11 protein-coding genes are annotated in these 12,400 nt (G+C 70.2%); 7 read left to right on the top strand and 4 right to left on the bottom strand.

From position 1 onward, the window contains the following. Positions 1-96: 96 nt before the first annotated feature. Both OO71_RS20425 and OO71_RS20420 read right to left on the bottom strand, forming a co-directional pair. Complete coding sequence (locus tag OO71_RS20425) at positions 97-387, bottom strand: hypothetical protein (RefSeq protein WP_084145085.1); 291 nt, start codon at positions 385-387, stop codon at positions 97-99. Between the two features lie 77 nt (positions 388-464). Beyond that, a complete protein-coding gene (locus tag OO71_RS20420) occupies positions 465-1,784 on the bottom strand; it encodes an MFS transporter (RefSeq protein ID WP_245633729.1) in 1,320 nt (439 codons plus the stop codon). A 760-nt stretch (positions 1,785-2,544) separates the two neighbouring features. Here OO71_RS20420 and OO71_RS20415 point away from each other — a divergent pair. Next, positions 2,545-3,126, top strand: a complete 582-nt coding sequence (locus tag OO71_RS20415; RefSeq protein ID WP_033291512.1) for a YqgE/AlgH family protein — start codon at positions 2,545-2,547, stop codon at positions 3,124-3,126. Here OO71_RS20415 and OO71_RS20410 read toward each other — a convergent pair. Next, the gene (locus tag OO71_RS20410; protein WP_033291425.1) at positions 3,123-3,536 is read right to left on the bottom strand and encodes an SdpI family protein; all 414 of its coding nucleotides are present in this window, start codon (positions 3,534-3,536) and stop codon (positions 3,123-3,125) included. The two genes, OO71_RS20415 and OO71_RS20410, sit on opposite strands and share 4 nt — an antisense overlap. A gap of 65 nt (positions 3,537-3,601) precedes the next feature. On the opposite strand from OO71_RS20410, the gene OO71_RS20405 reads away from it, so the two are divergent. The 3 genes from OO71_RS20405 (at position 3,602) to OO71_RS48985 (ending at position 8,033) form a co-directional block, all read left to right on the top strand. Next, positions 3,602-4,756 carry an esterase-like activity of phytase family protein gene (locus tag OO71_RS20405; RefSeq protein ID WP_033291424.1) on the top strand — a complete coding sequence of 385 codons (1,155 nt, stop codon included), beginning with the start codon at positions 3,602-3,604 and terminating at the stop codon, positions 4,754-4,756. A 158-nt stretch (positions 4,757-4,914) separates the two neighbouring features. After that, positions 4,915-7,800, top strand: a complete 2,886-nt coding sequence (gene leuS / locus OO71_RS20400; protein WP_051791734.1) for a leucine--tRNA ligase — start codon at positions 4,915-4,917, stop codon at positions 7,798-7,800. A 92-nt stretch (positions 7,801-7,892) separates the two neighbouring features. Then, positions 7,893-8,033, top strand: coding sequence for an SDR family oxidoreductase (locus OO71_RS48985; RefSeq protein ID WP_245633728.1), 141 nt, complete (start codon positions 7,893-7,895; stop codon positions 8,031-8,033). Here OO71_RS48985 and OO71_RS20395 read toward each other — a convergent pair. Continuing rightward, on the bottom strand, positions 8,030-8,767 hold the full coding sequence (locus OO71_RS20395) for a TetR/AcrR family transcriptional regulator (RefSeq protein ID WP_033291423.1): 738 nt from the start codon (positions 8,765-8,767) through the stop codon (positions 8,030-8,032). The two genes, OO71_RS48985 and OO71_RS20395, sit on opposite strands and share 4 nt — an antisense overlap. Before the next feature lie 340 nt (positions 8,768-9,107). Between OO71_RS20395 and OO71_RS20390 the strand changes: the two genes are divergently transcribed. The 3 genes from OO71_RS20390 to ptsP are packed head-to-tail and all read left to right on the top strand — an operon-like array spanning position 9,108 to position 12,376. After that, the gene (locus OO71_RS20390; protein ID WP_033291422.1) at positions 9,108-9,983 is read left to right on the top strand and encodes a ribokinase; all 876 of its coding nucleotides are present in this window, start codon (positions 9,108-9,110) and stop codon (positions 9,981-9,983) included. Positions 9,984-10,011: 28 nt separating this feature from the next. After that, positions 10,012-10,734 (top strand): hypothetical protein, encoded by a 723-nt coding sequence (locus OO71_RS20385; protein WP_033291421.1) that lies wholly within the window; start codon positions 10,012-10,014, stop codon positions 10,732-10,734. Continuing rightward, a complete protein-coding gene (gene ptsP / locus OO71_RS20380) occupies positions 10,727-12,376 on the top strand; it encodes a phosphoenolpyruvate--protein phosphotransferase (RefSeq protein WP_033291420.1) in 1,650 nt (549 codons plus the stop codon). Before OO71_RS20385 ends, ptsP begins: the two co-directional genes overlap by 8 nt. Positions 12,377-12,400: the final 24 nt, after the last annotated feature.

Genomic DNA, 12,400 nt, shown 5'->3' with positions numbered 1-12,400 from the left:
TGTGCGGCAGCGTGCGGGCAAGGTCACCCGGCGCGTGCTGCTCTGGCCTGGTGAGCGCTGGTTCCACGTGAATCATCCCGTCCGGCGAGGACGGCCTCAGGAACCGCGGCGGCGGTTCTGCGGAACGGGTCCACGCGGACGGACGCGCCGCGGGGTCGGCCGCGGGGCGGGCATTTGCGACAACGCGGCGTCCGGCACGTCGGTGAGCTGCTGCACGAGCGCCTGGACGATGACGGCCAGCTGGGCGGGAGTCGTCCGCTCGAAGGTGTCCGGGGCGAACTCGAGCCGGCCGAGCGTGCCAGCGGTGCCCGGGGTCGCCCGGACGAGGCCGTCGGGCGAGGTCAGGACGGCGTCAAGACGGGCACGGTCGTCGCCGATAGTGCTCACGGTGGCCCCCCGTGGTGGTTGCGCGGGCCGAGATTAACTCGACCGGGTCAGCCGTCACCCTAGTGCCCAACAGGGAGTTACGACCCCGCTTGAGGCTCAACGGTTTGCGGCAGCGAATCGGCGTGCCGCCGCCGGGCCAGCACGTATCCGGCGCCACCCAGCAGGTAGAGCACGGTTGCCGCGATCATCAGGCCGCGCGAATGTCCGTTGTCCGGGACGAAAATCGCCGCAACCGCGACCGCCGCGACCTGGGTGATGTTGAAGAGGGTGTCGTACAACGCGAAGACGCGGCCACGGGCTTCGTCGGCGACGTCGAGCTGTACCGACGAGTCGACGCACAGTTTCAGCACCTGCCCGGCACCGGTGATCAGGAAGGAAGCGACGAGTGCCGGTGGCAGCAGCATCGGCAGCCCGAGCCCGGCCTGCGCGAGAGCGGCGAGAAGAAGCGCCCCGAGGACCGTGCGGAGGCGGCCGAACGCGCGGATCAGCCGCGCGGTGAAGACGCCGGCCAGGAGAATCCCGATCCCGGCGAACCCGACCATCTGCCCGAGCCCGGGTAACCCGGCGCGGAGGAGACCGTCGTCGGCGAAGTAGTTGCGCATCAGCAGGACGCTGACCAGCAGCGATATCCCGTACGCCGCCCGATGCGCGAAGAGCGCGATGAACCCGGCCGTGACACTGGGCGCACGCCACGCATGCCGAGCCCCGTCCGCGAGCCCACGCGCAACGGCGAGCACCGGGTTGGTCGGTTCGTCGACGACCGTCGGCCCGAGCACACCTTTCGCGAACCGGTGCGCCAGGAACGCCGACAGCAGTGCTCCGGCCGCGGCAAACGCGGTGGTCTCGGCCGAACCGACGTCCCCGGACCCGAAAACCGCCCGCAACCCGATCGCACACCCACCCCCGACGACCGCAATCGCCGACCCGAGCGTGGCCGCCAGCGCATTCCCGGAGACCACCCTCTCGGGCGCGACCACGTGCGGCAACGCGGCGGACAACCCGGACCCGATGAACCGGGTAACCCCCTCGGCAAGGAGCGCAAGCGAAAACAACCCGATCCCCCCGGCCCCGGTCCCGACCGCCACCGCGGACGCCACGATCGCCCCCACCCGCACGACGTTGGCGAACACGAGCACCCGCCGCCGATCCCACCGGTCGAGCAGCGCCCCGGCAAACGGCCCGACGAGCGAATAGGGCAGCAGAAGAGCCGCAAACCCTTCCGCAATGGCCAGCGGGTCAGCCGCCCGCTCGGGATTGAACAACACGGCCCCGGCGAGCCCGGCCCGGTAAACCCCGTCGCCCCACTGCGCCGCGAAGCGAGTGAACAACAACCGCCGAAACTGCGGATCACGAACCAGCCCCCGAGCCCCGCCCCGCTCCCCCACCACCCGAGCCACGCCCCCAACCCTATCGAGACCCACCGGACAAGAAGCCCAGGCAGGCGACGGCCGCGGAACGAAAGTCGGCCGAACCCAGCACACTGACTACCGCCGACGCCAGCCCCGCATGCAACGAAGCCGCCCCGAGACCCCAGCCCTGACTAGACCGGGGCTCGCTGGCGGGGCCCGGCAGGTCGGATTCCGTCGGGCGCCTGAGGTTGGTGGTGGTGTGTGGCGGTCGCGGGACCAGAGTTGGCCAGCTGAGCCAGCTGGCTTGAGAACCCTCCGACGGCCACAGCGAACGCTGGCGCCGCAGTCGCGGGAACGGAGTCCATCCCGCCAGGTGGATCGACCTGAGTCGGCGGGGCGCCAGCGGTTGGGGTCCGCGACGTGGATCGAACTGGGACGACCCAAACCGACAGACGCGCACAACAGAGAAAAAGGACGTCACCGACCCGAGCCAAAGGGGCGCCAGCCCCGCCAACCCGAAAACCGGAACGATAAGCACCGCGGGGGTCCGGGGGGCTCGGCCCCCCGGGAGAAAGGCACCGGTTGCGGAGGGAAGGCGCCAAAAGCGCCGAACACAGACCCCCAACCGGTGCACTCGGGTCGCCTCTCGGCGGCTTGGCGCAGTGTGGCTCCGGCCGTACGGTATTCCACAAAGGCGGTTCTTCAGTGAGCCCGGGGGACACGAGTGCACCGGCCTACTGTTCCCAACGGGGCTCCTGTGGCTGGTGTTCCCGTGCCGGGCGGATTTCCCTCCGCGGGTGATGGGATCATTGTCGGCGTGCCAGCGGACGCCGAGGTTGAACCGGGAACGCTCCTGGTCGCCGCACCCACGATGTTCGACCCGAACTTCAAGCGGACCGTGGTGTTCGTGATCGACCATCGGGCGGAGGGCACGCTCGGGGTGGTGCTCAACCGGCCCAGTGACGTTCCCGTGCACGACGTCTTACCCGGCTGGGGTGGGCATGTCGCGGAGCCGCAGTCGGTGTTCGTCGGCGGGCCGGTCGACAAGAAGACTGCGCTGTGTCTCGCGGCGCTCCGGACCGGCGAGACCGCGGCGAGTGTGCCGGGCGTCGTGGCCGTGCGGGGGCCGGTTGCGCTGGTCGATCTGGACAGCGATCCCGAGGTGCTGGTGCCGAAAGTCCGCGGCGTACGCGTGTTCGCCGGGTACGCCGGGTGGGACTCCGGGCAGCTTGCGGGCGAGATCGAGCGTGAGGACTGGGTGATCGTCCCCGCGTTGCCGAGTGACATTCTCGCGCCGCCCAGCCGTGACCTGTGGGGTCAGGTGCTGCGCCGTCAGGGGGTACCGCTTGCGTTGCTGGCCACCCATCCGGGCGACCTGCAGCGCAACTAGGCCTCGTCGGCCTTCTGCAGTACTCCGCAGCCGCCGGCGCCGCACGCGCAGCCACTGCAACCAGCGGGTGCGGGCGCGGGCACGGTGAGCGCGGCGCGGGCGCCGAGCCGGGCACCGGCCAGCACCATCACCGCCAGTCCCAGCACTCCCACCACCGCGGCTGCCACGAGACCCGCCGTCGTGGGCATGGCGAGCCCGGCGAGTCCGGCGACCACCGCGACGGCGCCGCCGGCCAGCGTCGGGATTCCGGCCACGTGGTTGGCCAGCTTGAACGCCGCTTCGCTGCGCAGCGAAGCCGCTGTACGGACTCCGGTACCGCTTGCCCGGGTCAGCCGTTCGCGCAAACCGAGGAAACCACCCCAGCCGACGACGGCACCGAGCACGATCGGGACGAGCGCGATAACGAACACCGCATGAGGATAAGCGTGACCTCGCGGCCATGTCCCGGATACCCTCGTCCGCTGTGCTACGGGCCATGTCTTCGTCCACGAGACCCCGGCTGCTCGCTGCCGCCGGAATCGTCACGCTGTCATTGCTCGTCCCAAGCACCGCTGACGCCGCACCACGTCCGGTCCGGCTCCTCGGCGAGCAGATCGTGCCGCACAACCTGCAGTTCCAGGGCACGACCGTCGGCGGGCTGTCGTCGATCGACTTCGACCCGCGCACCGGCGGGTACGCCCTCATCTGCGACGACCGCTCCGCCATCAACCCGGCCCGCTTTTACACCGCCGAGTTCCCGATCGACGCACACGGCATCGGCCCGGTCACCTTCACCGGCACCAGCCCGCTGCTCCGTCCGGACGGCACGCCGTACCCGCCGCTCGCCAAGAACGACCCGGCCGCGCCGCAGAACGCGCAGACCGTCGACCCGGAGGAGCTGCGCGTCGACCCGTGGACCGGGCACTACACCTGGTCACAGGAAGGCGACCGGCTCGCCGGCCACCTCATCCAGCCCTCGATCCGCGAGGCCACCCGCGATGGCCACTACGTCCGTGACCTGCCGCTTCCCGCCAACGAGCGGATGACCCCCGACGCCGGCCCACGCCGTAATTACGTCCTCGAAGGCCTCACCTACACCGGCTTCGGCACGCTGCTGGCCAGCGAGGTCGAGGCTCCGCTGCTGCAGGACGGTCCGCCGCCCACCCCGACGTCGGGTGCGCTGTCGCGGATCACGCTGCAGACCCGCGGTGGGCACTTGCTCGCGCAGTACGCGTACCCGCAGGAAAAGCTCTTCACCACCCCGGCGCCCGGCGCGTTCGCCGACACCGGCGTCTCGTCGATGCTCGCCCTGAACCAGGCCGACCCGACGAAATTCCTGATGATGGAGCGCTCGTTCGTCGCGGGCGTCGGCAACAAGGTGCGGATTTTCGAGATCGACACCAGCGGGGCCACCAATGTGCTGAACACTCCGTCGCTGTTGAACGCGAAGCACGTCAAGCCGGTGAAAAAGAAGCTGCTCGTGGACCTTTCGAGCCTCGGACTGTCCACTGTGGACAACATCGAGGGGATGACCTGGGGTCCGCGGCTGCCCCGCGGTGAGCGCAGTCTCGTGCTCGTGAGCGACAACAACTTCTCCGCGGCGCAGGTGACCCAGGTCGTCGCTTTGGCGGTCCCGTCGGAACGGCTTTGACCAGGGCGTTACGATGACGTCATGAACATGGCTCGGCTGCTCCTTGGCCTGCCGCGCTGACCTGGTCGGATGACCGGGCCGGCGCGGCGACCCCTCATGCCCTCGGGCTTGGGGGGTCGAGTTGTTTCTGGAGTGGCTCGACACGGAGGAAGACGGCGATGACAGGGTCCACCGACACTGGTGCCACGGCGCACAGCGCGGCGGACGGCGAGCAGCTGCCGCCGTTCCGTTACACCGCGGAGCTGGCCGGGCAGATCGAGCAGCGCTGGCAGGACCACTGGTCCGACCACGGCACCTACCACGCGCCGAACCCGGTCGGGCCGCTCGCCGACGAGGGTGAGCCGGTGCCGTCGGACAAGCTGTTCGTGCAGGACATGTTCCCGTACCCGTCGGGGTCCGGGCTGCACGTCGGGCACCCGCTGGGCTACATCGGCACCGACGTGTACGCCCGCTACCACCGGATGATCGGCCGCAACGTGCTGCACACGCTGGGCTACGACGCGTTCGGCCTGCCCGCCGAGCAGTACGCGGTGCAGACCGGCACGCATCCGCGCACCACCACCGAGCAGAACATCGCCACCATGCGCCGCCAGCTGCGGCGGCTGGGGCTGGGCCACGACGAGCGCCGGTCGGTCGAGACGATCGATCCGGACTACTACAAGTGGACCCAGTGGATCTTCCTGCAGATCTTCAACTCCTACTACGACGAGGACGCCCGCAAGGCGCGCCCGATCGAGGAACTGGAGAAGGCGTACGCCGCGGGTGAGCGCGAGACGCCCGACGGCCGCCCGTGGGCCGAGCTGAGCAACGTCGAGCAGCGCAAGGTCATCGACGACCACCGGCTGGTCTACATCTCCGAGGCGCCGGTGAACTGGGCGCCCGGCTTGGGCACCGTCGTCGCGAACGAGGAGGTGACCGCGGACGGCCGCAGCGATCGCGGCAACTTCCCGGTGTTCCGCAAGAGCCTGCGGCAATGGATGATGCGGATCACCGCGTACGCCGACCGCCTGGTCGACGACCTGGACCTGCTGGACTGGCCGGAGAAGGTCAAGTCCATGCAGCGCAACTGGGTCGGCCGCTCGCAGGGCGCGCGCGTGGCGTTTGCCGCCGGGGACGAGAAGATCGAGGTCTTCACGACGCGGCCGGACACGCTGTTCGGCGCAACGTACATGGTGATCGCGCCGGAGCACCCGCTGGTGGAGAAGCTGACCGCGGCGAAGTGGCCGGGCGAGCACCCGGAAAGCTGGACCGGCGGTGCCGCCACGCCTGCCGAGGCCATCGCGGCCTACCGCGCGGCGGCGGCGCGCAAGTCCGATTTGGACCGTCAGGAGAACAAGGACAAGACCGGCGTCTTCACCGGCACTTTCGCGGTGAACCCGGTGAACGGCAAGGAAATCCCGGTCTTCGTCGGCGACTACGTGCTGATGGGCTACGGCACCGGCGCGATCATGGCGGTGCCCGCGCAGGACCAGCGTGACTACGACTTCGCGAAGAAGTTCGAGCTGGACATCGTCCGCACGGTCGACCCCGGCGAGGGGTTCGAGGGCGAGGCGTTCACCGGCGACGGTCCGGCGATCAACTCCGCCAACGACACGGTGAGCCTGAACGGCATGGGCGTCGCCGACGCGAAGAAGACGATCATCTCCTGGCTGGAGGAAAACGGCCACGGCGAAGGCACCGTGCAGTACAAGCTGCGCGACTGGCTGTTCGCCCGCCAGCGGTACTGGGGCGAGCCGTTCCCGATCGTGTACGACGAGTCCGGCCTGCCGATCGCGCTGCCGGAAGACCAGCTGCCCGTGGTACTGCCGGAAATCGACGACTACTCGCCGAGGACCTTCGACCCGGACGACGCCGATTCCGAGCCCTCGCCGCCGTTGTCGCGCGCGGGTGACTGGGTCGAGGTCACGCTGGATCTGGGTGACGGGCCGAAGAAGTACCGCCGCGACACCAACGTGATGCCGCAGTGGGCCGGATCCTGCTGGTACCAGCTGCGGTACGTCGACCCGGCGAGCCAGGATGTGTTCTGTGCGCCGGAAAACGAGGCGTACTGGCTGGGCCCGCGCCCGGCCGAGCACGGCGTGGATGACCCGGGCGGCGTCGACCTGTACGTCGGCGGTGTCGAGCATGCGGTGCTGCACCTGCTGTATTCGCGGTTCTGGCACAAGGTGTTGTACGACTTGGGCCACGTGTCGTCGAAGGAGCCGTACCGGCGGCTGTTCAACCAGGGCTACATCGAGGCGTTCGCCTACACCGACCAGCGCGGCGTGTACGTGCCTGCGGAGGACGTCGTCGAGCGCGACGGCAAGTTCTACCTGGGTGACGAGGAAGTCAGCCAGGAGTACGGGAAAATGGGCAAGAGCCTGAAGAACGTCGTGACGCCGGACGAGATGTCCGAGACGTACGGCGCGGACACCTTCCGGCTGTACGAGATGTCCATGGGCCCGCTGGACATGTCGCGGCCGTGGGCGACCAAGGACGTCGTCGGCGCGCACCGGTTCCTGCAGCGGCTGTGGCGGTTGCTGATCGACGAGCAGACCGGCGAGCTGCGGGTTTCCGCGGACGAGGCAACCGAGGCCGACCGGAAACTGGTGCACCGCACCATTGCCGGCGTGCGCGAGGACTACGCGGAAATGCGGTTCAACACCGCGGGCGCGAAGCTGATCGAGCTGAACAACCACCTGACCAAGGCGTACGGCGCGACCGCGGAGACCCCGCGCGAGCTGGCCGAACCGCTGGTGCTGCTGCTGGCCCCGCTGGCCCCGCACATCGCCGAGGAGCTGTGGCACCGGATGGGCCACGCCGACTCGCTGGTGCACGGGCCGTTCCCGGTGGTGGACGAGAAGTACCTGGTCGAGGACTCGGTGGAGTACCCGATCCAGGTCAACGGCAAGGTCCGCTCGCGAGTCACGGTGGCCGCCGACGCCGCGAACGACGCGGTGCAGGCCGCGGCGCTGGCCGACGAGAAGATCGCCGCGCTGGTCGGGGACAAGACGCCGCGCAAGGTGATCGTGGTACCGGGGCGGCTGGTCAACATCGTCCTGTAAGCGTCACGAGCTCTGGTGACCGGCAGCAGCCGCGGAATCGGGTCGGCAGTTGCGTCACCGATCGCGTGCCCGGGCCGGGAATGTTGTACGCGGTGAGCAAGTCCGCGATGACCGCGGTCGGGCGCTACGGCTCGCCGGACGAGGTGGTGGAGACCGTGGCCTTCCTTGCCGATCCGGCCAGTTCGTACGTCACCGCCGCGACCGTTTCGGTGGACGGCGGGCACACGCCCTAGCCGGAGTAGAGGCCGACGTCGCGGGCGAGGTCGGTGAGCATGGCGTCGAACAGGACGTCCGGTTTGGACACCGGGATCGGGTAGTTGCCGAAGACCTCGAGGGTCACGTGGCCGTAGAGCCGTGCCCAGAAGGTGATCATCAGGTACGTGAGCCCGAGGTCCAGCTTCTCCGGCGGGATTTCCCGCCCGGACTCGGCGAGCACCGTGAGCAGGTCCTGCTGGAAGGCGGTGAGGTCGTCGCGGAGTTCGGGCGGGACCACGTCGTTCGGTGGCATCACCAGGTCGTGCTGCGCGAGCACGTGCCCGGCGCTGGCGAGGAAGATCCGGCCGAACGGCTCGTCGAGGCGGTGCAACGCGCTGCCGGTCGCGGTGCCGGTGCCACCCGTCGGCGACGCGAACACCAGCGTGAACTCCTTGGTGTGGGTGAGTGCCCAGCGACGGAAACCCTTGCAGATTGCGAACAACTGCAGCAGGCCCTCGTCCTGGAGGTCGGCGATGTCCTCGGCCAGACCGGCGGCGAGATCGGCGCAGACGTCTAGGCGGAGGTTCTCGAGCAGGTCGTCCCGCGATTCGTAGTAGCGGTACAGGGCGGGGGCGGTGATCCCCAGCTCCCGGGCGATCGCCCGCAGCGTGACCGCCTCCGGTCCGTGCTCGACCAGCAGCCGCCGGGCGGTCGACCGGATGTCCTGTTCGGTAGCCGCTCGCGCGCGACCCCTCCGCGTGGGGCTGCTCATCCGGACATTCTAGGTGGTCCGGACACTCTTTTTCGCGTAAGCACGGCGGCGGGGCGCCGCCGACGCCGATCACTCGGGGGGCTACGTGATCGGCGCCGGCGACCCGATGCCCTCTCCGGTGCGCTTCCGGTCGGGGCAACGTCATCGGCTCGAGGCCAGTGACGCTCCAGAAGAGCGAAGCCCGTGTCAGAAGTGACGCGTGGGGGAGTTGGATCCCCCGATCGAGTGACGAGCGCTCGCTGTTCTGCCTGATTGTCGCACTCGCCGCGGGTAAAGTTACAAAGACTTTCACTTTTGGGCACACCTGGCGGGCAGGACGGGCCGTGGCAGAGTGGCGGCCATGTGTGCAGCGGTACTGGTGGTCGGATCCGCGAACGCCGACCTCGTCGTTCCGGTCGATCGTCGGCCCGGAGGGGGCGAGACGGTACTGGGCGGCGACACCGTGCTGTCCCCCGGTGGCAAGGGTGCGAATACCGCGGTGGCGGCCGGAAAACTGGGTGCGGACGTGGCGTTGCTCGGCGCGGTCGGCGACGATCCGTACGGTCGGCTGCTACGCGATTCGCTGTCCGGCGCGGGTGTCGGTACGCAATTCGTGAAGACGGTCGAGCGACCCACCGGAATCGCTTACATCACGGTGACCCCGGACGGCGAGAACTCGATTCTCGTGTCCCCCGGCGCCAATTCCGCGCTGGAGCCCGAGGACGTCACCGACGAGGTGCTCGACGGTGTCCGCGTGCTGGTCGCTTCGCTGGAAGTGCCGCTGAAGACGGTCGAGCGCGCGGTACAGCGAGCGACGGGTGCGCTGGTGCTGCTGAACCTGTCCCCCGCGGCGGAGATTTCGCCGGAAACGTTGTCGGCGCTGGACGTCCTGCTGGTCAACGAGCACGAGGCGGCGTACCTCCTCGGCGCTGAGGAGGCCGAGGGAGCCGACCCGCGCAAGCTGCTCGACCTGGGGCCGCGCGCCGCCGTGGTCACGCTCGGCGCGAAGGGCGCGGTGGTGGTCGAGAGCGACAAGTCGACAACGGTCGACTCGCCTCAGGTTCAGGCGGTCGACACCACCGGTGCCGGGGATGCGTTCGCCGGAGCGCTGGCAGCGTCCCTTGCCGAAGGAGCGCCCTTGGTGGCAGCGGCCGAGCGCGCGGTCAAGGTCGCTGCGGTGAGCGTGACGCGGCATGGCGCCCAGCCGTCGTACCCGACCGCGGCCGAACTGGAATGACCTGCCGCCGGGCTGTGTTGGGGATCACGTGGGTGATTCGTTCGATTCGGCCTGGTGGCAGGGGTACGCGACCCGGTTGGCGCGCCGCGGCGGTCCGCTGGCGTTGATGCCGCTCGACGAAACGCTTGCTGCTCTGGGCAGAACGGCCGAGACGGACGAGGGGTTGCGCACCGTTCCGGTCGACGGAGTGGTGGGGACCCTCGCGCGGGGCGACGACTTCGACCGGCTGTTCCGGCCGCGCAACCGAGCGCTGCGGGACCGCTGGTGCGCGCTCGCGGCGACCGGCGGCGAGCTCCCGCCGGTACGGCTCGTGCGGCTGGGTGAGATGTACTTCGTCGAGGACGGCCACCACCGGATTGCGCTGGCCAGAGCCCGCGGAGCGGCGACGATCCGGGCCGAGGTGCGGTCGGTGTGCACCGTCGCGTGGGCGCTGCGCTGCCTGACCCTGGCGGACCTGCCGTCGAAGAAGGCGGAGCGGATGTTCCTGGAACGCGTCCCGCTGGCCGACGCCGATCGGGCCGGTCTGTGGCTCGACGATCCGGCCGACTGGTTCCGGCTCGCGGACTCGGCGGAGGCATGGGGTTTCCGGCAGACTTTGCGGGGCCGGACGCTCCGCGACCGCGCGGAACTGGCCGGTGCGTGGTGGCACGAGGAGGTGCGTCCGGTGGTGGAACGGGTGCGGAACCGGGTGAGTGATGCGCCACCCCGGGTAATCGCCGTCTATGTGAGCTATGGTCTAGACCATGTCTGAGAGTGCTGCCGAGTCCCGTACGCCGCTGACCGGGGTCGCGGTGAGCCCGGGCCGCGCGAGTGGTCCCGTCGTGCGGGTCGCCGAACCGCTCGGTGAACCCGCGAGCACGCCCGAACCGGCCGATCCCGAGGCCGAGGCGGCCCGGATCGAACCCGCCGCGCAGGTCGTCGCCGCGCGGTTGGAAGCGCAGGCCGAAGCGGCGACCGGCGATGCCGCGGCGATCCTCATCACCACCGCCGCGATGGCCGCCGACCCGGCGCTCGCCGCTCAGGCAAAACAGCTGGTGACGGCGCGGAACCTACCCGCGGCCCGCGCCGTCTACCAGGCCGCCGAGGGCTTCGCCGAAGCGCTCGCGGCGGCCGGTGGGTACATGGCCGAGCGGGTCCGCGACGTCCGTGACGTGCGCGATCGCCTGGTGGCCGAACTGCTCGGCGTCGCCCCGCCCGGGGTGCCCGAGCTGACGTCGCCGAGCGTGCTCGTCGCGCGGGATCTCGCGCCGGCCGACACCGCGGGTCTTGACCCGGCGAAGGTGCTCGCGCTGGTCACCGAGGAGGGCGGGCCCACGAGCCACACCGCGATTCTGGCGCGGGCGCTGGGAATTCCGGCCATCGTCGCAGTCCGCGGGTTGCTCGCACTGGACGCGAAGGCGTTGTCCGTCGACGGCGACACCGGCCTGGTCGAGCCCGCCGACCCGGATGCACCGATCGTCACGGCCACCGCGTCCGGCCCGGCCGAGTGGAACGGCGTCGGCGCGATGGCCGACGGGCACCGGGTGAAGGTGTACGGCAACGTCGGCTCCCCGGCCGACGCGCAGGCCGCCGCGGACGCGGGTGCCGAGGGCGTCGGACTGTTCCGCACGGAGTTCTGCTACCTCGACGCGCCGGCCGAGCCGTCCGTCGAAGAGCAGCGAAAGGCTTACACCGCAGTACTTTCGCCGTTCCGCGGCAAGCCGGTCATCGTCCGGACGCTGGACGCGGGTGCGGACAAGCCGCTCGCGTTCCTGTCGCCGGAGACCGAGCCCAACCCGGCGCTCGGGGTCCGCGGCCTGCGGGTGGCGTTCGATCGGCCGGAGGTGCTCGACCGGCAGCTCGAGGCCATTGCCGGTGCCGCGCAGGACTCGGGCGCGGAGGTTTCGGTGATGGCGCCGATGGTCGCCACCGTCGAGGAAGCCGCCTGGTTTGCCGGACGCGTCCGTGCGGCTGGGATCGCGCGGGCCGGGGTGATGATCGAGATCCCGGCCGCCGCATTGTCCGCGCGGGAGATTCTGGACGCGGTCGATTTCGTGTCCGTCGGCACCAATGACCTGGCCCAATACACCTTCGCGGCCGACCGGCAGCTCGGCGCAGTCGCGAAACTGAACGACCCGTGGCAACCCGGGTTGCTGCGGCTGCTGAAGCTGATCGGCGACGCGGCAGCGGCGACCGGCAAACCGGCCGGCGTGTGCGGCGAGGCAGCGGCCGACCCGCGGCTCGCGCTGGTGCTGGCCGGGCTCGGGCTGACCAGCTTGTCGATGAACGCCCCGGCGGTACGGGGAGTGGGCGCGAGCCTGGCGTCGGTGTCGCTGGAGCAGGCTCGCGAGCTGGCCGAAGCCGCGCTGGCCACGAGCGATCCGGCGGCGGCGCGCAAAGCGGTGGCCGGGTAGCAAGACGCCGGACCCGGGGGGACC

The organism is Amycolatopsis jejuensis (genome assembly GCF_000717335.1).
Taxonomy (GTDB): domain Bacteria; phylum Actinomycetota; class Actinomycetes; order Mycobacteriales; family Pseudonocardiaceae; genus Amycolatopsis; species Amycolatopsis jejuensis.
The sequence above is the reverse complement of the archived record's forward strand: the minus strand, read 5'-3'. Positions and strand labels throughout refer to the sequence as shown.

Excerpts from the sequence above, each read along its gene's own strand:
- OO71_RS20390 (WP_033291422.1), top strand. The coding sequence starts at position 9,108 with ATGTGTGCAGCGGTACTGGTGGTCGGATCCGCGAACGCCGACCTCGTC.
- OO71_RS20395 (WP_033291423.1), bottom strand. The coding sequence starts at position 8,767 with ATGAGCAGCCCCACGCGGAGGGGTCGCGCGCGAGCGGCTACCGAACAG.
- ptsP (WP_033291420.1), top strand. The coding sequence starts at position 10,727 with ATGTCTGAGAGTGCTGCCGAGTCCCGTACGCCGCTGACCGGGGTCGCG.
- OO71_RS20405 (WP_033291424.1), top strand. The coding sequence starts at position 3,602 with ATGTCTTCGTCCACGAGACCCCGGCTGCTCGCTGCCGCCGGAATCGTC.
- leuS (WP_051791734.1), top strand. The coding sequence starts at position 4,915 with ATGACAGGGTCCACCGACACTGGTGCCACGGCGCACAGCGCGGCGGAC.